Origin of the sequence: Shimia sp. R9_2 (assembly GCF_017743735.1) — a bacterium.
Lineage (GTDB): Bacteria > Pseudomonadota > Alphaproteobacteria > Rhodobacterales > Rhodobacteraceae > Shimia.
Window position 1 is genome coordinate 814,501 of sequence record NZ_JAGHRO010000001.1, and the last position, 21,537, is coordinate 836,037.

General features: G+C 59.9%; 16 protein-coding genes and 1 tRNA gene. 6 read left to right on the top strand and 11 right to left on the bottom strand.

The features are described 5' to 3' along the window. Nucleotides 1-87: 87 nt before the first annotated feature. Together J7400_RS03820 and J7400_RS21140 are read left to right on the top strand one after the other, a co-directional pair. Nucleotides 88-759: a GGDEF domain-containing protein gene (locus J7400_RS03820; protein ID WP_209059636.1), complete on the top strand. Its 672-nt coding sequence runs from the start codon at nucleotides 88-90 to the stop codon at nucleotides 757-759. Continuing rightward, on the top strand, nucleotides 698-1,057 hold the full coding sequence (locus tag J7400_RS21140) for a LysR substrate-binding domain-containing protein (RefSeq protein WP_209059639.1): 360 nt from the start codon (nucleotides 698-700) through the stop codon (nucleotides 1,055-1,057). Before J7400_RS03820 ends, J7400_RS21140 begins: the two co-directional genes overlap by 62 nt. A gap of 43 nt (nucleotides 1,058-1,100) precedes the next feature. Here the strand turns inward: J7400_RS21140 and J7400_RS03830 are convergent, their stop codons facing one another. Next, on the bottom strand, nucleotides 1,101-1,601 hold the full coding sequence (locus J7400_RS03830; RefSeq protein ID WP_209059642.1) for an Lrp/AsnC family transcriptional regulator: 501 nt from the start codon (nucleotides 1,599-1,601) through the stop codon (nucleotides 1,101-1,103). A 216-nt stretch (nucleotides 1,602-1,817) separates the two neighbouring features. Between J7400_RS03830 and trxB the strand changes: the two genes are divergently transcribed. Next, nucleotides 1,818-2,759 carry a thioredoxin-disulfide reductase gene (gene trxB, locus J7400_RS03835; protein WP_209059644.1) on the top strand — a complete coding sequence of 314 codons (942 nt, stop codon included), beginning with the start codon at nucleotides 1,818-1,820 and terminating at the stop codon, nucleotides 2,757-2,759. Between the two features lie 188 nt (nucleotides 2,760-2,947). On the opposite strand, the gene J7400_RS03840 is transcribed toward trxB, so the two are convergent. Further along, nucleotides 2,948-4,003 (bottom strand): hypothetical protein, encoded by a 1,056-nt coding sequence (locus J7400_RS03840; protein ID WP_209059646.1) that lies wholly within the window; start codon nucleotides 4,001-4,003, stop codon nucleotides 2,948-2,950. Between the two features lie 259 nt (nucleotides 4,004-4,262). On the opposite strand from J7400_RS03840, the gene J7400_RS03845 reads away from it, so the two are divergent. Continuing rightward, entirely contained in the window at nucleotides 4,263-5,942 is a 1,680-nt protein-coding gene (locus J7400_RS03845; protein WP_209059648.1) for an adenylate/guanylate cyclase domain-containing protein, read from the top strand. Nucleotides 5,943-6,090: 148 nt separating this feature from the next. Beyond that, a complete protein-coding gene (locus tag J7400_RS03850) occupies nucleotides 6,091-8,166 on the top strand; it encodes a bifunctional sulfate adenylyltransferase/adenylylsulfate kinase (protein WP_209059650.1) in 2,076 nt (691 codons plus the stop codon). Between the two features lie 132 nt (nucleotides 8,167-8,298). Here J7400_RS03850 and J7400_RS03855 read toward each other — a convergent pair whose 3' ends face one another. Further along, on the bottom strand, nucleotides 8,299-8,802 hold the full coding sequence (locus tag J7400_RS03855) for a fasciclin domain-containing protein (protein WP_209059652.1): 504 nt from the start codon (nucleotides 8,800-8,802) through the stop codon (nucleotides 8,299-8,301). Between the two features lie 174 nt (nucleotides 8,803-8,976). After that, complete coding sequence (locus J7400_RS03860; RefSeq protein WP_209059655.1) at nucleotides 8,977-10,770, bottom strand: amidohydrolase; 1,794 nt, start codon at nucleotides 10,768-10,770, stop codon at nucleotides 8,977-8,979. 304 nt (nucleotides 10,771-11,074) lie between these two features. Here J7400_RS03860 and J7400_RS03865 point away from each other — a divergent pair, with 304 nt between their 5' ends. Beyond that, nucleotides 11,075-12,505 (top strand): SPFH domain-containing protein, encoded by a 1,431-nt coding sequence (locus J7400_RS03865; RefSeq protein ID WP_209059659.1) that lies wholly within the window; start codon nucleotides 11,075-11,077, stop codon nucleotides 12,503-12,505. 280 nt (nucleotides 12,506-12,785) lie between these two features. Here J7400_RS03865 and J7400_RS03870 read toward each other — a convergent pair whose 3' ends face one another. From J7400_RS03870 to J7400_RS03900, 7 genes are all read right to left on the bottom strand, one after another. Further along, a complete protein-coding gene (locus J7400_RS03870) occupies nucleotides 12,786-13,865 on the bottom strand; it encodes a BMP family ABC transporter substrate-binding protein (protein WP_209059661.1) in 1,080 nt (359 codons plus the stop codon). Nucleotides 13,866-13,908: 43 nt separating this feature from the next. Then, entirely contained in the window at nucleotides 13,909-14,829 is a 921-nt protein-coding gene (locus J7400_RS03875; RefSeq protein ID WP_209059665.1) for an ABC transporter permease, read from the bottom strand. Beyond that, a complete protein-coding gene (locus J7400_RS03880; protein ID WP_209059668.1) occupies nucleotides 14,829-15,908 on the bottom strand; it encodes an ABC transporter permease in 1,080 nt (359 codons plus the stop codon). Before J7400_RS03880 ends, J7400_RS03875 begins: the two co-directional genes overlap by 1 nt. After that, nucleotides 15,905-17,452 (bottom strand): ABC transporter ATP-binding protein, encoded by a 1,548-nt coding sequence (locus tag J7400_RS03885; protein WP_209059674.1) that lies wholly within the window; start codon nucleotides 17,450-17,452, stop codon nucleotides 15,905-15,907. Before J7400_RS03885 ends, J7400_RS03880 begins: the two co-directional genes overlap by 4 nt. Before the next feature lie 413 nt (nucleotides 17,453-17,865). Further along, entirely contained in the window at nucleotides 17,866-18,639 is a 774-nt protein-coding gene (locus J7400_RS03890; protein WP_209059678.1) for an HpcH/HpaI aldolase/citrate lyase family protein, read from the bottom strand. A 160-nt stretch (nucleotides 18,640-18,799) separates the two neighbouring features. After that, nucleotides 18,800-20,695, bottom strand: coding sequence for a Hint domain-containing protein (locus J7400_RS03895; RefSeq protein WP_209059681.1), 1,896 nt, complete (start codon nucleotides 20,693-20,695; stop codon nucleotides 18,800-18,802). Between the two features lie 735 nt (nucleotides 20,696-21,430). Then, nucleotides 21,431-21,505: transfer RNA gene (locus tag J7400_RS03900), tRNA-Thr, on the bottom strand. Nucleotides 21,506-21,537: the final 32 nt, after the last annotated feature.

Here is a 21,537-nt window from a genome sequence, read left to right on the forward strand (position 1 = left end):
TGGCGCATAAGGGGACAGGGAATGAGTAAGGGTTTCTGGCGCGTGAATATTAGGAATAATCGCGATCGATGGGTTTTGGGTTTTGTGGTGACAGTGGCATCCCTGATAGGCTCATTAGTGCTGACCTCTGTGCTGTCGCCCACCGGCCTGTCACCTCAGGCGCTGCTGCCCTCTGTGACTGTTCCGCTGATTGTTGCGCCATTGGCCGTCAATTGGGCCACGAAGAAAACCTTGCGTGTCTATGAGCTCAATCGTGAACTCGAACGGATTTTGGCGCATGACAGCCTGTCGGGCCTGCTGAACAGGGCTGCGTTCTTTGATCTTTTTGCCTCTGATACTGCCCTTGGGCGCGGGGCGATTCTGCTGGTAGACATCGATGGTTTCAAAGCCATCAACCAGAACCATGGCCATAAGATCGGAGATCAGGTGATTGCCTTGGTGGCGCAGGTTCTGAAGGTGCAGACGGCGGCAGGTGGCTATGCGGCGCGGGTGGGCAGCGCGCAATTTGCAGTTTTTCTGCCCGATGATCTGGGGCGTGCGCCCTTGGACTTTGCCGAGGGCATTCGCAGCGCGGTGGAGCAGGAGGCTTTGCCAGCGGATCAGGGCAGCGTGTCCTGCACGGTGTCGATTGGCGTGGAGTATCGCGAAGGGGATGAGGACATCGATTCAGCAATGCGGCGTGCGGATCAGGGGCTGAGTGCGGCTCAGGACGCAGGGCACAACCGCGTGCGTCAATATCAGTATCTGGCTCTGGTGTGAGCCGGACGCCGGAGCGGGCCATACCGCCGGGGCGTCAGAGGAGCCGCTGCGCACCACGCTGACCATAGATCAATACGACATGATTATGGATGTGGTGCAGAACGGGAATATGCTGGCCTGCGCGCCGCGCCACCTGCTGCGGCCTTACGCGGAGGATGGCCGGTTGCGGGTGCTTTCGCAAAGCGCATTGCAGCCTGTGTGGCGCGCCTCGGCGGCCTATCGGCCTGTGTCGGCGCTGTCTCCGGCCTTTTCCGCATTGCTTGAGATGATACAGAGCTGGTTTGCACAGCAGACATAACGCGCCGAAGCGCGTGGATGGGTCTTTAAGCTTGGATGCGGGCTCAGGCGTCGCGGCTGAGACGTTCTTCGAGCACCTCAAACGGCACACCGGGGGCGTCTTTGGCGCCACGGATCACCAGAGAGGTTTTCACGCTGGCCACATTGTCAGCGCTTGTCAGCTCTTCGGTGAGGAAGGTCTGAAAGGTGCTGAGATCGGGGGCCACGCATTTCAGGATGAAATCCACCTCGCCATTGAGCATGTGGCATTCGCGCACAAGCGGCCATTGGCGGCAGCGCTCTTCAAAGGCGGAGAGATCCACTTCGGCCTGAGAGACAAGCCCGACCATGGCAAAGACCTGCACCTCAAAGCCAAGTTCGCGGCTGTCCACATCGGCGTGGTAGCCACGGATATAGCCGGCGTCCTCCAGCGTGCGCACGCGGCGCAGGCAGGGCGGGGCAGAGATGCCGACTCGTTTGGCGAGTTCGACATTGGTCATGCGGCCGTCGGCCTGAAGCTCTGCGAGGATTTTGCGATCAATCGGATCAAGCCGGTGTCCGGGCATGTCTCTGTCTCATTGGTCAAATTCGCGGTTGTTATATCACCAAAGGGCGCGCGCGCAATATTGTTTCGTGTTAGCGCAATATCCTTTTGCGGATTTCCTACTCACGCTTGTTTGTTGAGCAGAGTGTTCCGCTTTTGGGTCTTGGGCTTTCCCTGCGGGGCGGGGATGGCTATATCGGCTACCGACTTAGATTTTGCAATGCAGAAAGGTGCCTTCATGGCCGAGACAAAACACACCAAGGTTCTGATCATCGGGTCGGGGCCTGCGGGGTATACTGCGGGTGTTTATGCAAGCCGCGCAATGCTGGAGCCTGTGCTGGTGCAGGGTATTGAGCCCGGCGGCCAGCTGACCACCACCACCGAGGTGGAGAACTATCCTTCCTTCGTGGAGGTGCAGGGCCCGGAGCTGATGCAGAAGATGGAAGAGCACGCCCGCGCGATGGGCTGTGAGATCATCGGCGACATCATCACCGATCTCGACCTGAGCGAACGCCCGTTCAAAGCCAAGGGCGACAGCGGCACGCTTTACACCGCTGATGCCGTCATTCTGGCGACCGGTGCGCGCGCCAAATGGCTGGGTCTGGAAAGCGAAGAGGCTTTCAAAGGCTTTGGCGTGTCGGCCTGTGCGACCTGTGACGGGTTCTTCTATCGCGGCCAGGAGATCGTGGTTGTGGGCGGCGGCAACACCGCTGTTGAGGAAGCGCTGTTCCTCACGAACTTTGCCTCCAAAGTGACCCTGATCCACCGTCGTGACGAGCTGCGCGCAGAGAAGATCCTGCAGGACCGCCTGTTCAAGAACGAGAAGATCGAAACCCTCTGGTTCCACGAGCTCGATGAGGTTGTGGGCGACGAGATGCCCAAGGGCGTGACTGGCGTGAAGGTGAAACATGTGGAGACCGGTGAGATCACCGAGATCCCGGCAAAAGGCGTGTTTATCGCCATCGGCCACGCGCCTGCGAGCGAGCTGGTGAAAGACCAGCTGGAGCTGCACAATGGCGGCTATGTTCAGGTTGAGCCCGGCACCTCCAAAACCTCCATCCCCGGCGTGTTTGCTGCGGGTGATCTGACCGATCACGTCTACCGTCAGGCGGTCACATCCGCAGGCATGGGCTGTATGGCGGCGCTAGATGCGGAGCGCTTTGTGGCTGAAAACAGCTGAGCTGTTTGACAACGAAACACGGGCGGGGTCGCGGCAGATGCTGCGGCCCCGTTTGTTTTGGTCGTTGGAGGGGGGCAGCCCCCAGCGTGGCTGCGCCACGCTCTCCCCGGAGTATTTGTGGCAGAATGAAGCGGACTGAAATGACCTCAGAGTGGCCAAATCCCTGATGTGGCAGGGGCGCGGCGCCCCTAGGCTGCGCTGCCGATGGGGGTCTTGCCGGAGAAGAGATCGGCGCAGGTGCTGGCCAAGCTGTTGATCGCCTGTTCAATTTGCGCCAGCAGCGCTTGCACCGCAGCCATGGCTGCCTTGGCCGGGTCAAAATCGGGCAGTTTGCCAAGCGCATCCTGAAGCATATCCCGCGCTTTTTTCATCGCATCCCGGATCGGTTTGAAGGCCCAATCGGTGAACTTCTTTTTGAGCTTGTGAAACTCGCGGTCGATTTGATCGAGAAAACCTTTGATTTTGCGGTAGGTTTTGCCGCCGAGTTTCTCGCCAAGGGCGAGGAAGCTTTTGATCGTGGCTTCCCCGTAGTGGGCGAGTTGGGCGAGGGCAGAGCTGATGGCGTGAATGGCGTCGCGGATTGGTTTGAGGCCCGCATAGACCTTTTCGATGAAATCGCTGAAATCCACCGCCTTCGTGAGCGCGTTCACCGCAGCCTCGCCCGCGCGCTCTGCCGCATTGAGGGCGCTCCGCGCCTGATCTTTGGCGTCGTTTAAAGGGCGCACGATGGGGGTGAGCGGTTGATCCAACGCCGCAGCGCAGCGGTTGACGGAAGCGGGTGTCTCGCAGCCCTCATAATGTTTGAGCAGCGCTGTGGTGACGGTTTCGGCGCGTTCCAGAAAGCCTTCGACATTTGCGATCGCGGCCCAGGAGGTATCGACAGGTTTTTTGAGCTCAAAAAACGCTTCCGTGGCTTTGTCGACATCCTTTTGAATGTCGCCCAGAACGGTCTGCACTTCGCCAAGGACCGTGTTGATGCTGCCCAGCGTTTCGGCGGCGAATTTGGCCTCTTCGCCAATCTCCGGCAGCCAAGTGGCGGCTTTGCAGGCTTTTTGCAGGTTGGAGAGAACCGAGTGGATCTCTTTGACTTTGTCTTTCATGCGTTTTGGAGTTTTTTCGATCCGCTCCAGCGCGTTGAGCGCATCATGCACGTCTTTGAGCGGCGTCGAGAAATAATCGATGTCGTTGTAAAGATCGCCCAGATCCCTGTTGAGATCGCTGAGCGGGGAAGCGGGTGCGGTCATGGGGGAACTCCTGAAAACAGATACTAGAGAAACATCAACAGTGCGGAGCATGCAGCGTGTCGGGGTGCAGCACGGCGGGCTATGGAGGCTTGATCCAGCAAGTCTAACAGAAAACGGGGTGTGATGCAGCCGGCTGGGCAAGAGCGTGTTGGAAAGATCGCGCGCACAGCACATCTGCGCGAGGGCGCAGAGGGTGATCTTGACGCTGGTGGGGGTGTTGGCCAGTTTGAGGCAGGGCAACATTTTTGAACGGGCGCATATGAATACTCTTTGGAAAGGCAACTGGCGGGTGCGGGTACGGATTGTGTCCGGCCTGATCCTGTTTGCCTATGTGCTGGTGCATTTTCTCAACATCGGCTTGGGGCTGGTTTCGCTGGATCTGGCAGAAGCGTTTCAAGACATGCGCGAGTTGGTGCACCGCAGCTTTCTGGGCAGTGTGGTGCTTTATGGCGCGTTTCTGTTGCACGGGGGGCTGGCGTTGTGGCGTCTGGCACGGCGGCGGACGTTGCGGGTGCCGATCTGGGAGTGGATTCAGGTCGCGCTGGGGTTGACGATCCCGTTCCTGCTGATCACCCATGTGGTGCACACGCGGATGGCGCATGAGGTTTTCCTGCTCAATGACGAGATGGGCTATATCGTCGGGCTGATCTGGAACACCGGCAGCGGCTGGAAGCAGGCGGCGCTGCTTTTGATCACATGGGCGCACGGCTGTATGGGCGTGCATTTCTGGCTGCGCACGCAGGACTTCTGGGAGCGGGTGCTGCCGGCGTTTATTGCTTTTGGTGTGCTGGTGCCGGCCTTCGCGCTGGCTGGCTTTATGGTGCAGGGGCGGCTGCAATCTGCGGCGTTGCAGGACCCGGATGTGTTTCCGGCTCTGGCGGAATACTACAACTGGCTGTCAGCAGAAGCCTTTGCCACGCTGCATCACCGGAGCACCATCGCGATCTGGGCGTTTGCAGCGGTGCTGGCTGTGGTGGTCATCGCCATGGCGGCGCGACGGCTCTTGGCGCGGCGGGGTGCTGTGCGGATCAAATATGTCTCCGGCCCTGAGATTTCGGGGCAGCCCGGCATGACGCTTCTGGAGATGTCGCGCGCTTCGGGTGTGGCGCATTTGGCGATGTGTGGCGGGCGTGGGCGCTGTACCACCTGCCGCGTGATTGTTGAAGAAGGTGCTGAGCATCTGCCGCCGCCCAGCCCGGAAGAAGAGGCCAGTCTGGCGGCGGTGAATGCACCGCCCAATGCGCGGCTGGCTTGCCAATTGCGGCCGGTGCAGCCTGCCACGGTTTTGCGGGTCTTTAACAGCGATGGCGGGCGGGTGCGGGCGCACCAGAGCCTCGGCAAAGAGCGCAATATGGCGATCCTGTTTCTGGACATGCGCGGGTTTACCGCGCGCACCACGGGCCAGCTGCCCTATGATGTGGTCTTTCTGCTGAACCGCTTCTTTGATGCCATTGTGCCCTCGGTCATTGGGGCAGGCGGCACGGTGGACAAATACCTTGGCGATGGGCTTCTGGCGGTGTTTGAGCAGGAAGATGAGGCGGCAAGTGCGCGGGCAGCGATGGAGGCGGCGATTGGCATCAGCTCGGCGCTGGCGACCTTCAACCAGGCCCTGAAAGCGGAAAAAGCCGCGCCGGTTGCCATCGGCATGGGCGTGCATCTGGGCACGCTGGTGATTGGGGAGATCGGTGCTGCGCAGCACGCACCGCGCACCATCATTGGCGACACGGTGAATGCGGCGAGCCGTCTTGAGGGGGCCACCAAGGATCTTGGGGTGGAGCTTCTGGTGTCGGAGAACGTGTTGCGCGCGGTTGGTCAGGATGTGGATCGGCTGGATCTGGAGATTTTGGAGCTGCGCGGGGTGTCAAAGCCGGTGCTGGCGTTGCCTGTGCAGATTGGCAGTGATCTGCGTGAAATTCTGGATCAGGAAGCCGCCGCATAAGGCCGCCGAATGCGCAAAAGGCGAACACAGCTGTGTGATTACCTGCTGTGTCGCTAAAATTTCACAAGTTTAGGGAGTGTAGGGGCTTTCTTTTTGAAATGTGCTGTGCAATGTGTTCACGAGTGAACAGACTTTGAGTCTCGTTGAGATGTCCGACACCACAGTCAAACCCAACCCAGACGAGGAAGATCTGATCTTCCGACTCCTGCGCCAGCTGGATGCGGCGCCGGATGCGTCTCAGCGGGCGACGGCGCAGGCGCTGGGCATTTCGTTGGGTCGGCTGAATGCGCAATTACGCGCGGCGGCGGACGCGGGGCTTATCACCATCAGCGACAGGGCCGGGCCGGACAAGCGCCAGCGCTTTGCCTATACGCTGACCACCCGTGGGGCGACGGAGAAGATGCGCCTCACCGACCAATTCCTTGCCCGCAAGCTGGCAGAATACAACGCACTCCATGCGGAATTGACAGGCTCAGCAAGCGGCCTTGTCCCCATCAAACACAGGACACATCCAATGCAAAACAACCTGGCTCCTATTCCTGAGCTTTATGTCTCCTATGAGAGCGCTCAGAAACTGAAAGTCGAAGCGGCTGATCTGGTCAGCTGGGATCTGACACCGCGTCAGATCTGTGACCTTGAGTTGCTGATGAACGGCGGTTTCAACCCGCTTAAAGGCTTCCTGACCGAAGAAGACTACAACGGCGTTGTGGAAGACATGCGTCTGGCGGATGGCTCTCTGTGGCCAATGCCGATCACTCTGGATGTGAACGAAGAGTTCGCAGGCTCTTTGGAAGCGGGTCAGGACATCGCGCTGCGCGACCAAGAGGGCGTGATCCTCGCGACCATGACCGTGACTGACAACTGGGTGCCAAACAAAGCCCGCGAAGCCGAGAAGGTTTTTGGTGCCGATGACGATGCGCACCCGGCAGTGAACTACCTGCACAACACTGCAGGCAAAGTGTACCTCGGCGGCCCGATCACCGGCATTCAGCAGCCTGTGCACTATGATTTCCGCGGCCGTCGCGACACGCCAAACGAGCTGCGCGCCTACTTCCGCAAGATGGGCTGGCGCAAAGTTGTGGCGTTTCAGACCCGCAACCCGCTGCACCGTGCGCACCAGGAGCTGACCTTCCGCGCCGCGAAAGAAGCGCAGGCCAACCTGCTGATCCACCCGGTTGTCGGCATGACCAAGCCGGGCGATGTGGACCACTTCACCCGCGTGCGCTGCTATGAGGCGGTGCTGGACAAATACCCGGCCTCCACCACCTCCATGTCCCTGCTGAACCTAGCGATGCGTATGGCGGGCCCACGTGAGGCGGTCTGGCACGGTCTGATCCGCGCCAACCACGGCTGCACCCACTTCATCGTTGGCCGCGACCACGCCGGCCCCGGCAAGAACTCCGCAGGCGAAGACTTCTACGGGCCTTATGACGCGCAGGATCTGTTCCGCGCGCATCAGGAAGAAATCGGCATCGAAATGGTCGACTTCAAACATATGGTGTGGGTGCAGGAGCGCGCACAGTATGAGCCGATGGATGAGATCAAGGACAAGGATGAAGTCACCATCCTGAACATCTCCGGCACCGAGCTGCGTCGCCGTCTGGCCGAAGGTCTGGAAATCCCTGAGTGGTTCTCCTTCCCTGAGGTGGTGAAAGAGCTGCGCAAGACCCGTCCGCCACGGGCGCAACAGGGTTTCACCGTGTTCTTCACCGGCTTCTCCGGCTCCGGCAAATCCACCATCGCCAACGCGCTGATGGTGAAGCTGATGGAGATGGGTGGCCGCCCTGTGACGCTTCTGGATGGTGACATCGTGCGTAAGAACCTCAGCTCCGAGCTGGGCTTCTCCAAAGAGCACCGTGACCTCAACATCCGCCGTATCGGCTATGTCGCGTCCGAGATCACCAAAAACGGTGGTATCGCGATCTGTGCGCCGATTGCGCCATATGCCACCACCCGTCGCGCGGTGCGTGAGGACATCGAGCAGTTTGGTGCCTTTGTTGAAGTGCACGTGGCGACCTCGATCGAGGAATGTGAGCGCCGTGACCGTAAGGGCCTCTACAAGCTCGCACGCGAAGGCAAGATCAAGGAATTCACCGGGATTTCCGACCCCTATGACGTGCCTGCCGATCCAGAGCTGCGTGTGGAAACCGAAGGTGCCGACGTGGACAACTGCGCGCATCAGGTGATCCTGAAGCTGGAAAGCCTCGGCCTGATCAAAGGCTGATCTGAGGGCCTAGAGAATAGAGAAAGGCGCGGAGCGGTCCGCGCCTTTTTTATGCCGCGCCACCGTTTGCCCTGCATCGCATCAGTGTGCGATCCCCTCTCAGACAAACGGCGTAGGGTATAACGCAGCCGATCAGGTGCCCGGGATCAGCACTTTGTCGATCACGTGGATCACGCCGTTGGAGGCTGTGATGTCCGCAGCGGTCACCTTGGCATCATTCACCTTCACACCGTTGCGGGCGTTCACGTCCAGACGCTCACCTTCCACGGTCAGGACTTTGGCTTTCTTGCCGTCGATGTCACCGGCCATCACTTTGGCTGGCACCACGTGATAGGTCAGGATCTGCACGAGTTGATCTTTGTTCTCAGGCTTCAGCAGGTTTTCAACCGTGCCTTCCGGCAGCGCTGCGAAGGCGGCATCTGTGGGGGCAAACACGGTGAACGGGCCTTCGCCTTTCAGGGTGTCCACCAGACCGGCAGCCTGAACAGCGGCAACCAGGGTGGTGAAGGAGCCCGCGTCAACGGCGGTGTCGACAATATCCATTTTCTTGCCGTGGCCGTCGGCGAATACCGAAGTGGCCCCCGCAATGGCCAAAGATGCGCCGATCACAGTGGCCATAAATGTACGTCTAAACATGTTCAATCCTCTCCAATGTTGACGTGAAAGCTACGGACGGCAACGGCGGCGTGGATCAGAAAAAACTCAACTCATGCGCAGAAACGTGAATTAAGGTATTGATAATAATTGTGAAAAATTTTGATTTTTTGTGTTTGAACAGAGCGGTGTTTTTGCCGCTCTGCCCTTTGGCGCTCAGTTTTTGCGCGCGGCAGCGTGGGCGACATCGAGCACATGGTGGCCCACCGGCGGCACGAGCAAAGTCTTTCGCGGGCCGTCTTTGGCCCGGTAAATTTCGCCGTCATCCTTGATGGTGGCGACCACTTTGAGGGTGTCGAGCGCCTCGGGATCAACCGCAGTTGGGTCGTCGGAGAGGATCACAAAATCGGCGATTTTGCCGACTTCGAGGGAGCCTTTCTCGGCCTCTTCAAAGTGCTGATAAGCGGGCCAGAGGGTCATGGCTTTGAGCGCGGTCATCACGTCGACGCGCTGGTGCGGGCCAAGGATGTCACCAGAGCGCGTGCGCCGGGTCACGGTGGCGGAGAGGACGCGCATGCTGTCAGGAAAGGCCACCGGAGCATCGTGGTGGGTGCCAAACATCATGCCGCGCTCGCGCACCCAGCCCGTGGGGGAGATGTTGTCGGCGTTGATTGGCCCCACTGTGCGATCCCTGTGCCAATCTCCCCAATAAAACGTGTGCATCGGGAAGAGCGACGGGAAGACATCAAGCCGGTCCAGCGCGGCCACCTGATCGGGGCGCAGGAACTGGCCGTGGATCAGAACCGGGCGGCGATCCGCCCGACCGTGGGTTGCCTCGGCGGCGTCGATGGCGGCGATCAGCATGTCAGAAGCCCCTTCGCCATTGGCGTGGGTGAGGATCTGAATGTCGTTGCCAAAGGCCCAATTGATGGCGTCCTGCACCTGCTCGGCGGTGGCGGAAGCATAGCCCGCATAGCCCGGAGGATAATTGCCAACCGGATCAAAGTAAGGCCGGTCGCGCAGCGCGGTGAAGCCTTGCGGGGAGCCGTCGATGGTGAGTTTGGCGCCGCCGATGCGCACGCCGTTGTCGTAGGTGGCGGATTGATTGGCGAGGATGAAATCCCGATCCACCAGAACGTCGGGATAGACCACCACATCCACGCCCATGCCGCCCTCGGCGGCAACTTCGTGGGCGATGGCGGCGACCTGCGGTGTGGCGCGGCCTTCCTGCGCGGTGGTGTAGCCAAAGCTTGCCCAGAGTTTGGCACCCGCGCGGGCGAAGGCTTTGAAGCCCTCATCTCCGATCCCGCCAAGCATCTGGCCGAGCACCATGAAGAAGGCGTTCTCTTCCAGCACGCCATCCGGCTCGCCATCCGCGCCGTAGCGGATGATGCCGCCGGGCGGCACCGGGGTGCGTTTGGTGATGCCATTGGCGACAAGCGCGGCCGTGTTCACCGCGCCGAAATGGCCGGATTGATGCACAAGGATGATCGGCACATCGGTGGACACCGCATCCAGATCTGCCTTGGTGGGGTGGCGCTGTTCTGCGAGCTGGGACTGGTCATAGCCAAAACCGACTATCAGGTTGGAGGCGGCAATGGCCTCCTGATTGTCCGCCATCCAGCCGCGCAGGGCCTCTTGCAGGCTGGGGATATCCGTCACGTCCCCGTCAGGTGGGGCCAGCAGGTTGGCCGAAAGCGCCTGAAGGCCGCCCATCACCACATGGCCGTGGCTGTCTACAAAGCCCGGCAGCATGGTGTGCCCGTCCAGATCATAGGCGCGGGTGCTCTCGCCCTGATGGGCCAGAAGATCCGCGAGCGCGCCGACAGCGAGGATGCGGCCATCTTTGGTGGCCAGCGCCTCCGCTCGTGGCGCGCTGTCATCCATCGTCAGGATGGTGCCGCCGGAATAGATCGTGTCGGCGATGTCTTGGGCAAAAGCGGGGCCGTTGAAGAGGGCGCTGCAGGACAAAGCAATGGCCCTGGTGACCGGGAGAAACAGATGACGCATACCAAATTCCTTTCGGATTACAGGGCGATTGTGCCTGTGTCCTCCAAGGGCTGTCAAATGGTGGAAGCAATCGCCTTAAAAGCGCTGTTTCAGGCTGCTAAATGCGGGCCGTCGCGGGACAGATTTCAAAAAGTGGCTTTTGTGCAACATGCGCGTCTGAGGGGCAATAAATACTACCTAAAGGAGAGGCGACACGCTTTCTAAGACATCATGGATTTAGCGGTTGAGCCGCCTGTTTCACGGCATGCAGGTGCCGGAATGCCTATATGGCAGACAGGTGAAACAACAACAGGGAGAGCCGAATTTGCTATTTTTGCCAATAATTTCGATCTTTGTCATTGCTGCGGGTTATGTGCTGCGGCGTTCTATTGAGTTCCCGGACAAACCCAATGTGGATGGCACGGTGAACATCGCCGGATGGTTTGTGAAAGCGACCGGTTTGCTGATGCTGGTGGGCAGCCTGTTTAGCGGCATGTTCTTTTACGCGGAGCCGGGTTTCAAATACCACGTGCGCACCATTCTGGGCGAAGAGAAGATGGTGTCTGACACGGGTTACAATCTGTATCTCTTTGGCCGCTACAATGCGTGGAAAAACGCGATGTCGGTGCAGGCCTCTTCGACCGGACGGGGCGAAGTGGTGGCTGAGGCAGAGAGCGCGCAGATGAGCGCGAACCTTGCGCCAAAGTCGCTGGTGTTCCTGGATCAGGTGGACGCCTTTGTGTCTGCGACCTCGCGGTTTGAACTGCCCTCTGATGAGGAGGCGTTCCTGCGACTGGCGCGTCAGTACCGCACGCCGGAAAACCTGCTGCGCACGGAACTGGTGCCGGCCTTTGAAGAGACGCTGGGCGCGACCGCTGCGTTGATGTCTGCAGAAGATTACTTCCAAGGCGGCAAGACGGAATTTAACAACGAGTTCCAGCGCCAGATGGAAGACGGGATTTATCTTGTGCGCCGGATTGAGACACAGGTGTCTTCGGGTCAGAACCGGGCTGGATCGGCGAATGCGGCGCTTGGGGAAGATCAGGAAGAGTTTGGCGATGACACCAAGACCGTTTTTGTGGTGCAGAAGCTGCTGGATGAAACCGGTCAGCCACGTCGCAAGCAGCAATCTTTCACCCAGTTTGGGATTTCTGTGACTTCGGCGCGTGTGACCGATGTGAACCCGAACCAGAAGTTTAAGGACCGGATGGCGTTACGCCAGCAGGCAGCAGCGGATCGCGCGATTGCGCGTGAGCAGCGCATTCAGGAAGAAGAGCAAAAGCTTCTGGCCGTGGCGCGTGGTGAACGTGAAGTGGCGGAACGTCAGGCGGCGGCCAAGGTGATCCAGATTGAGCGGACCACTGATGCGGAGACCGAAAAGCAGCTGGCGATCACGGCTGCGGAGCGGGAGCGTGAAGCGGCGCGGATTGCCAAGGAGCAGTCTGAGATCCTGCTTGATAAGGCGCGGATTGATGCAGAGGCGGTGCAGGTTGCTGCGGATGCGGAGGCCTATGCCAAGAGCAAAATCCTGGAGGCCGACAACGCGCTGGCGCAGAAGCTCGATGCCGAGGTGGAAATCCAGAAGCTCTGGGCGGACGCCTTTGCCAAGCGGAATGTGCCGACCTATGTGTTTGGCTCCGGTGGCGGTGACGGCGGAACGCCGGTGGGTTCCGATGATGAGGCATCCCGCCTGTTCCAGATCCTGACGCTACAGGCGGCGGAGCGGCTGGACTACGACCGCACGATCGCTGAGTGATCTAAGGTCTATGAGGTTAGAGCCGGGCGTGAGAGCGCCCGGTTTTTTGTTGGCCAGAGCCGGGTGCCGCCCGACCTCGGGTGGGCGACCTCACCTCAATTCTCGGCAAGAGAGGTTCCATAAAACACAACAGTGCTTAGGCAGTCCGGTGGTGCAAAATCGCCCTCCCGTGGGGGAGGTCGGGCGATGCCCGGCGGGCCTGCGGCCCTTTGCGCGGGCTGCTGATGCAAAAAGGCCCGCCAATGTGGCGGGCCTTCTGTGTTTCAAAACCGAGCGTGGCTTAGTTCGGGATCTCGGCGGTCAGGCCTTCAACGTAGAAGTTCATGCCTGCCAGGCCGTCGTCGCCGTAGTCAGCGGCGGTTTCGCCTTCTGCCAGCCATGGGGTGCCGTCCTGCTTGTTCAGCGGGCCGGTAAAGGCGTGGTAGGAGCCGTCTGCCAGTGCATCAACCAGTGCCAGTGCTTCGGCTTTCACGTCTGCTGGAACCGCGTCGGAGATTTCACCGATGCCAACCATGCCCGCGCCGATGCCGTCCCATGTGGAGACAGACTCCCAGGTGCCGTCCATGACAGCCTGGGTACGCGCGATGTAGTAAGGTGCCCAGTCATCGATGATGGAGGACACACGTGGGAATGGTGCGTATTCGCCCATGTCAGAAGCCTGACCAAAGGTGATCACGTTGCCAGCCGCCTGTGCCGCTGCCTGAGGTGCGGTGGAGTCGGTGTGCTGCAGGATCACGTCTGCGCCTTGCTCGATCAGCGCTTTGGCTGCGTCGGCTTCTTTGGCTGGGTCAAACCATGTGTAGGCCCAGATGATGGAGAACTCGACGTCCGGGTTTACTTTCTTGGCGTGGATGTAGGCGGAGTTGATGCCGCGGATCACTTCCGGGATTGGGAAAGAGGCGATGTAACCAATCTTGTTGGTCTTGGTCATCTTGCCTGCGATGTGGCCCTGTACCGCGCGGCCTTCATAGAAGCGTGCGGAGTAAACGGACACGTTGTCGGCCTGTTTGTAGCCAGTGGCGTGCTCAAACTTCACCTTCGGGAATTTCTTGGCGACGTTGATGGTTGGGTCCATGTAGCCAAAAGAGGTGGTGAAGATCAGGTCTGCGCCCTGCAGCGCCATCTGGGTGATCACACGCTCGGCGTCGGCACCTTCGGGCACGTTCTCAACAAAGGTGGTTTCCACTTTGTCGCCGAACTTCTCTTCAACCGCGAGACGGCCTTTGTTGTGCTCGTAGGTCCAGCCGCCGTCGCCCACTGGGCCAACGTAGACAAAGCCCACTTTGGTGGTGTCGGCCATGGCGGTGGTCGCCAGACCGAGCGCGACAGCTGCGCTTGTCAGAAGTTTGGTGAATTTCATTTTGGGAGATCCCCCTGTTGGTAGCAGTTTTTTATCATATGCCTCACTGGGAGGCGTGGAAGGTACGGCCAAGCGAGGCGGGTGCGCCGCTCTTGTCAGCCGACATGATAACCAGAACGAGGATGGTTATCAGATAGGGAGACATTGCCAAGTATTCGACTGGAATGGCAATGCCTGCCGCCTGCAAATTGAGCTGTAAAACATTGATGCCGCCAAAAAGATAGGCACCGAGAAGAACGCGCCAGGGTTTCCAGCTGGCGAACACCACAAGGGCGAGGGCGATCCAGCCGACACCTGCGGTCATGCCCTCGGTCCACTGCGGCACGCGAATGAGCGAAATATAGGCACCGCCAAGGCCTGCGCAGGCACCGCCAAACATGATCGCCAGAATGCGCACTCGGATGACGTTATAGCCGAGCGCATGGGCGGCATCATGGCTTTCGCCCACCGCGCGCAGGATCAGCCCGCCGCGTGACTTCTTGAGAAACCACCAAACAACGGCAGTGAGGGCAAGACCCACATAAAGCACCGGATCATGGGAAAAGAAGATCGGGCCGATGACCGGAATGTCAGAGATCACCGGAATATCAAGTTTCGCCAGAGCGGGCGGCTTGATGCCCACATAGGACTGGCCCATGAGGGCCGAGAGGCCCAAGCCAAAGAGTGTGAGCGCGAGGCCTGATGCCACCTGATTGGCCAGTGCAAACTGTGTGAGGAAGGCAAAGAGCAGCGACAGAACCGCGCCGCCGACCATGGCGGCCAGCAGGCCCAGCATGGGGGAGGTGGTCTCCACCGCGATGGCAAAGCCGCAGATCGCGCCCACGATCATCATGCCTTCGACGCCGAGGTTCAGCACGCCGGCTTTCTCGACAACAAGTTCGCCAATCGCCGCCAGCAGCAGCGGGGTCGCCGCCACCATGAGGGAGGCGATCAGAAGGACGGGGTTGATGGCTGAGAGATCCATTATGCGACGCCCTTCGTTTTCAGAACCACGCGGTAGTTGGTGAGCAGGTCGAGTGCCAGGAGGAAGAACAGGAGCATCCCTTGGAAGACCTGAATGGCCGCAGAGGGCAGGCCCAGATTGCCCTGTGCCAGATCGCCGCCCACGTATGTGAGGGCCATCAGCAGGGCTGCGAGCAGGATGCCGACCGGGTGCAGGCGGCCGAGGAAGGCCACGATGATCGCGGTGAAGCCATAGCCTGAGGCGAAGTCGATGTTGACCTGACCGGAGGGCCCGGTGACCTCAAACAGACCCGCCATACCCGCCAGCGCGCCGGAGGTGCCGAGGCAGAAGAGGATCAGGCGGGTGGGGTTCACGCCGGCAAAGCGGGCTGCGCGTGGGGCCTCGCCGGTGAGGCGGATGTTAAAGCCGAGGATGTGACGGTTCAGAAGCACATAGGCAAAGATCACCGCAATAAAGGCAAATGCCATGCCCCAGTGCAGCCCTGCGGCCTCATTGATCCAGCTGTTGGCCGCCGGGTAGTCGCCAAAGTTGCGCGAGCCGGGAAAGCCGTGGCCTTCGGGATTGCGCAAAAGGCCCAGCGACATGGAAGCGAGGAATTGCTCTGCCACATAGACAAGCATCAATGACACAAGGATTTCATTGGTGCCAAAGCGGACTTTCAGCAGGGCGGGGATCATGCCCCAGGCCCAGCCCCCCAGCGCGCCTGCGAGGATCATCACCGGGAAGATCAGCCGGCTTTCGGTCGGATAGACCGCAAGCCCCACGGCGGCGCCACAGATGGCGCCCATGATGTATTGGCCTTCGGCCCCGATGTTCCAGATGCCGGCCTTAAAGCCCAGCGACAGGCCGATGGCGATCAAAACCAGCGGCGCGGCTTTCACCAGAAGCTGCGGGCGGTAGTAGAAGGCAAACTCGCCAAAGACCGGATCCCAGAAGATCGTGCGGATGGCTTCCACAGGGTTTTTGCCAAGCACGGCAAAGAGGATGCCGCCCATGATCATGGTGATGATGACCGCGATCAGCGGCGTGGCCAGCGACAGGGCGCGGGACGGGGTGGGACGTTTTTGAAGCGCGATCATGCGCTTGCTCCTTCTTGGTCGTTCTCGCCCACGTGGGCGACTTCCATGCCGTGGGCACCGCCCATCATCAGGCCAATTTCGTCAATCGTCAGCCCTGCGGCAGAGCGGATGTCAGACAGGCGGCCTTCGTTCAGTGCGCCGAAGCGGTCAGAGATTTCCATCAGTTCGTCGAGGTCTTGTGAGATCACAACGATGGCCGCCCCTTCGGCGGCGAGATCGAGCAGGGATTGGCGGATGGCCGCGGCGGCGGCGGCATCCACGCCCCATGTGGGTTGGTTCACCACCAGCACTTTGGGCCGTTGCAGCACTTCGCGGCCAATCACGAATTTCTGCAGGTTGCCGCCAGAGAGTGCGCGGGCGGCCACGTGGTTGCCCGGTGTGCGCACGTCGAAAGATTTGATGATGCGATTGGCAAAGTCACTGGCGCTGGACCAGTTCACAAAGCCTTTGTTGGTCAGCCCTTCGCGGATTGCACCGGTCAGCAGTGCGTTTTCTGTCAGGCTCAGATCCGGTGCGGCGGCGTGGCCCAGACGCTCTTCGGGGGCTGCCAGAATGCCGCGCTCGCGGCGGGCATTGGGGCCAAGGCTGGCAATCTCCTCGCCGTTCACCTTGATTGCATCCGGCCATGTCAGCGCTTCGCCTGAGAGGGCGGCCAGCAGTTCGTCCTGCCCGTTACCAGCCACGCCGCCGATGCCGAGGATTTCGCCTGCGCGCACGGTGAAGTGGATGTTTTTGAGCGTGGTGCCAAACGGATTGCTTGGCTCAATGGAGAGGCCAGATACATCCAGCATCACATCGCCTGCCTTGTCGGTGGTGCGGGTCGGCGTTTGCAGCGTGTCGCCCACCATCATTTCTGCCATGTCGCGGGCGGAGGTCTCGGCAGGCACACATTCGCCCACGTTTTTGCCAAGGCGCAGAATGGTGGCGTGGTCACAAAGCGTGCGGATCTCTTCGAGCTTGTGGGAGATATAAAGAATCGAGGTGCCCTCGGCCTTTAGCTTGTTGAGGGTCTGGAAGAGGATTTCGACTTCTTGCGGGGTAAGAACCGAGGTGGGTTCGTCCATGATCAGCAGTTTTGGGTCCTGCAGCAGGCAGCGGATGATCTCCACGCGCTGACGTTCCCCTGCAGACAGGTCGCCCACGGTGCGGTTGGGGTCGAGCGGCAGGCCGTAGGTTTCCGACACACGGCGGATGCGGCGCGCAAGATCGCGCATCGACGGCGGGTTTTCCATGCCAAGGGCGACGTTCTCTGCCACGTTCAGCGCGTCAAACAGGGAGAAGTGCTGAAACACCATCGCCACGCCTGAGGCGCGGGCGGCTTTGGGCTCAGACGGGGCGAAGGGCTGGCCGTTCCATGTCATGGCGCCGCTGTCGGGCTTCACCAGACCGTAGATCATTTTCACCAGCGTGGATTTGCCCGCGCCGTTTTCGCCGAGCAGGGCGTGTACTTCGTTGTGTCCGATGTCAAAGGAGACGTCGTCATTGGCCACCACGCCGGGGTAGGCCTTGGTCAGACCTTTGATGGAAAGGAGCGGTGCGCTCATATGTGATCCCCTGAGTAAGTCTTTGCCTATTGGGTGCGGACAGGCCGCTTTTTTGTTGCGTACACACCCTAGAAACCGGCCCCCCGCCTCTGCAACAGAAAGTTCCGCGCGCCTTGGGCTTTGGGCCGCGCTTGGCTGATGCCAGAGGGCGCGTCTCTCTCCATATCCTTGGTTTTTAAGGGCGTTGCCAGAAGATTTTCAATGAAATGACGAAAGAGTTGCAGGGGAAAGCAGGCAGAAAATGCCTAATTTTTATACGGTTTTCGCGCGTTTGGAGCCGATCTTTGGGCAAAGAGCGTGCCATCTGTGTGCATTGACGTTGGGTCCACATGCGCGCTGAGACCCGCATGTGATGTGTTTTCGGAGCAGGTGCGGCCGATTGCCCGGATGCTTGAGCGGGCGGCGGAATCGCCTCAGGTCAGGGCCTTAACCTCTGCTGAGAGTGCGCGGGCGGTTTTTGCGAGCAGGAGCGTGTCCATTCCCACCGCCACGAAGGTCGCGCCAAGATCGAGATAGTGTTTCGCGGCCTCTTGGGAAAAGGTCAGGATGCCCGCGGCTTTGCCTGCTTTGGTGATGGTTTGAATGGCCTCTGCGATGGCCGCCTGTACCGTTGGTTCATCGGAGTTGCCGGGGAAACCCATGTCGGCAGAGAGGTCGGCGGGGCCGATGAACACACCATCGACGCCATCCACCGCGAGAATCTCATCCAGATTGGCCAGCGCCGCGCGGCTCTCGGCCTGCACCAGCACGCAGATTTCCTCGTTGGCATTGCTGACGTAGTCGTAAATGGCGCCAAAGCCGGTCACGCGGGAGTCAGCTCCGCCCATGCCCCGCACGCCTGCGGGGGCATAGCGGCAGGCGCGCACGACGGCGGCGGCCTCTTCTGCGGTGTCGATCATCGGCACCAGCACGGTTTGCGCGCCCGCATCCAGCACCTGTTTCAGGATCCAATCCTCATAGATCGGCACACGCACCACCGGATGGCTGGCGTTGCCGTTCATGGCGCGCAGCTGATCGGTGATTGAGAGCAGGTCATTGGGGGCATGTTCGCCATCAATCACCAGCCAGTCAAAGCCGGTGGTGGACATCAGCTCTGCGGCGAGGGGAGAGCCAAAGCTCATCCAGCAACCGATCTGGGGCTGTTTGGCGGCAAGGGCGGCTTTGAAGGTGTTTTTGGGCGCAGGCATCGCGGCTCCGTAAGGTTTGAGGGCAGTTGCGGCGGATTGAACAGGCAAGCCTGCGCGCTGTCCAGAGGCCTGCGCAAAAACGAGACAGGCTGGCCCGAAGGCCAGCCCATCCCATAGCGATATTTGATGTGCGCGATTGTGGCGCGTGGCGTATGGGGTGTCAGCCGAGCAGCTTGGCTTCGTCCCGTTTCAGCGACAGGCGCGCGGCGGTGTAGCGCTTCAGGCCTTCGAGCTTTTGCAGCTCGGGGAAGAGGGCGTAGATTTCGTCGCGCTGTTCGCGGCCGATGCCATCCAGCGAGTATTCGCCGGGCTGGAAGCTTTCGCTCCATGCGCCATCTGCGAGCACCACCTCGTGGTGGTCACACATGAAGTGAATGTATTCGACACCCACGGTGTCGACCTGCTCCACACCTTCCAGATGGGTCAGGTGTTTGGCGGCCACGAGCACCTCGCGTTCCTCAAACAGCAGTTCGGCGCGTTCTGACACCAGCAGCATCCGGTGGTTCGGAGACACCATCATGTCCCGCTCCGGCTGGTTGGGGCCAAGGGTGCCTTTCTTGATCAGAATCGGACGCAGGTTTGGCGTTTTCATCAGCTCGCGGCCCGAGACATGTTTGCGCCCGGTCCAGCGGATCTCCTGAAGGCCGTTGTCGCGGGTGACAACTTTGTCACCTGCCTGCAGGTTTTCGACTGGCACTTCGCCCATGGGGGTCAGCACGCGGGTGCCGGGGGTGAAGCAGACCACCACTGGCGTATCAGTGATGTTTTCGATGTTGCGGAAAATGGCGGAGCCTGTTTCCACACCATTGGCATCAAGAAAGAAAATGGTGCCGTTCTCGGCGTTGTCGGGATCAAATTCGATACGCAGCGTGCCGCCCGGATTGGCGTCTTCTGCCGCGCAGAAGAGGTTGATCGTGTCAAAATCAACGCCGCTTTCATTGCCGTCGATCATATCACCGGGGCCGACCAAAACAAAGGTGTCCTGATCTTCGCCGCCAAACATGGTGTCGTTGCCGTCCATGCCGACAATGGTGTCATCGCCAAACTGACCAAGGATGATATCGTCACCTGCGCCGCCGATCAGCAGATCATTCGCATCTGGGGTGGCGTCAAAGAAAACATCGCTGATGGTCACGTCGGCAGGCGCGTCATCCAGGTTAACGGTGATGATTTCCAACCGTGCCACAGGGCCCGGAATATCGACCACGACGGAATTGTCGGCGTCTTCTGCGTCGCTAGAGTCAGTACCGTCTGCGATGGAGGCCTCGGTGGCGCCGTCGCCGTCGATGTCAGCCAAATGCAGGTTGGTCAGATCGCTTGCGGTGAGGGTGACCTCGACCGGATTGCCGTCCGCATCCCATGCGCGGACTTTTACAACGGAGTCTTCGTCGATGTCGTTGATGCGGAACTGAACGTTTTCAACCGCTTCAGAAAACGCCAGCGCTTGCGTGGCTGTAGCGTTGATGCCGTTGCCGGTTGCGGACAGCGCGCCGCTGTTTGGGTTGGCTGCTTCGTCGCCGGTGTTGAGGTCATTCACCAGCTGTGCATCCGCTTCAAAGGAGGTGGTGCCGGACGTGGTCAGGGTGACGGTAACGGAGCCGGTGTCCTGAGACTGTGGGGCTGTGATTGCGTCGCCGTCTGCCAGCGCGCCCAGATCATCCCAGTTGAAGCTTTCGCGCACAGACTGAACCGGCGGCGTGCCCGGTTTGTAGTCGCCAAAAATCGCGTCATTGCCGGCGCCGCCAAATACGGTGTCATTGCCCGCGCCGCCCACGATGATGTCGTCGCCCGCGGGCTCGGAGCTATCGCTGTCAGCGCCTGTTTCGTCGGCAATGATACGATCGTCGCCGGCCCCGCCAAAGACCAGGTCGCTGCCGTTGCCTGCGAAGATCGTATCATCACCTGCACCCGCACGGATGGTATCAGAGCCATCTTGCGTGCTGATGGTGTTTCCGGAGCTGTCTGCGGTGTCGCCTTGTCCATCGACGGTTCCGACTTCGACACTGTCGTCTGTTTCGGTGCCGTCTACGATTCCGGGACCTCTTGGATCAGCCATAGTACCTCTTCCTCTCCGGGTGGTACCGGCTTGAACCAGCTATGGGGCACAGGCCGCAAAAGATCGGCTCCGTGCCGCAGCAAAGCGGTCACAAGCGGCATCACACGGATGCGTATTACAAGTTTTGGTGGCTGCCCCAAGCCGAACTCATCCCCCAGTCGGATGTGAGCCAAATATGCGCGAAATGTGCCGTTAGAGAAATAAAAACTTATAAAATTTTGGAAAAATCGACGTGAATGGGGCGTGATTGTGCTGGACCAATGGGCGATGTGTTTCAACGGGTTACGGCTGATTGTTTCTCAATTGGGGCGCAATTGTGGCGCGGCGTGCCGGGCTAAGGCCCATATTTGCGCCACATTTTGGCCGTTTTTCAAGTTGGCCCAAAAACTGCGAGAAAACTGGCATGGTGGGTGTTTCTGAAAGGGAACCAATCTGGCGTGTGGATCGCGGGCGGGGAGGGGCCGTTTGCTACGCTTCAGCGGTGAGGGATGATTGTTTCTGAAATCTGCTCAAAGGGCGAGTCGCTCAGGGATTGGTTCGGAGTGGCGCGCAGAAGGGGGCGAATCGCTGTCGCCGGGGCGGTTGCTGATTGCACTGATTCCCTCAGTGGAGGGGCAATGCATATGCAGGCTGCATCGGAACGCTTTTTAGCGTGCATGTTTTATTGCCCTGGCGAGAAATAGGCTTGGGCACTTTTGCACGATAAAAAGTGATGTTCGTTTAAGGGGATGACGGTGGTGCTGCTGGGGAGGATTGAACTCCCGACCTCACCCTTACCAAGGGTGCGCTCTACCACTGAGCTACAGCAGCGTTACCGTGGCGCGGCTTTTAGGCGCAAAATC

Bases quoted from the DNA above. Each gene is read 5' to 3' on its own strand.
- J7400_RS03830 (WP_209059642.1), bottom strand. From the start codon at position 1,601: ATGCCCGGACACCGGCTTGATCCGATTGATCGCAAAATCCTCGCAGAG.
- trxB (WP_209059644.1), top strand. From the start codon at position 1,818: ATGGCCGAGACAAAACACACCAAGGTTCTGATCATCGGGTCGGGGCCT.
- J7400_RS03840 (WP_209059646.1), bottom strand. From the start codon at position 4,003: ATGACCGCACCCGCTTCCCCGCTCAGCGATCTCAACAGGGATCTGGGC.
- J7400_RS03845 (WP_209059648.1), top strand. From the start codon at position 4,263: ATGAATACTCTTTGGAAAGGCAACTGGCGGGTGCGGGTACGGATTGTG.
- J7400_RS03850 (WP_209059650.1), top strand. From the start codon at position 6,091: ATGTCCGACACCACAGTCAAACCCAACCCAGACGAGGAAGATCTGATC.
- J7400_RS03855 (WP_209059652.1), bottom strand. From the start codon at position 8,802: ATGTTTAGACGTACATTTATGGCCACTGTGATCGGCGCATCTTTGGCC.
- J7400_RS03860 (WP_209059655.1), bottom strand. From the start codon at position 10,770: ATGCGTCATCTGTTTCTCCCGGTCACCAGGGCCATTGCTTTGTCCTGC.
- J7400_RS03870 (WP_209059661.1), bottom strand. From the start codon at position 13,865: ATGAAATTCACCAAACTTCTGACAAGCGCAGCTGTCGCGCTCGGTCTG.
- J7400_RS03875 (WP_209059665.1), bottom strand. From the start codon at position 14,829: ATGGATCTCTCAGCCATCAACCCCGTCCTTCTGATCGCCTCCCTCATG.
- J7400_RS03880 (WP_209059668.1), bottom strand. From the start codon at position 15,908: ATGATCGCGCTTCAAAAACGTCCCACCCCGTCCCGCGCCCTGTCGCTG.
- J7400_RS03885 (WP_209059674.1), bottom strand. From the start codon at position 17,452: ATGAGCGCACCGCTCCTTTCCATCAAAGGTCTGACCAAGGCCTACCCC.
- J7400_RS03890 (WP_209059678.1), bottom strand. From the start codon at position 18,639: ATGCCTGCGCCCAAAAACACCTTCAAAGCCGCCCTTGCCGCCAAACAG.
- J7400_RS03895 (WP_209059681.1), bottom strand. From the start codon at position 20,695: ATGGCTGATCCAAGAGGTCCCGGAATCGTAGACGGCACCGAAACAGAC.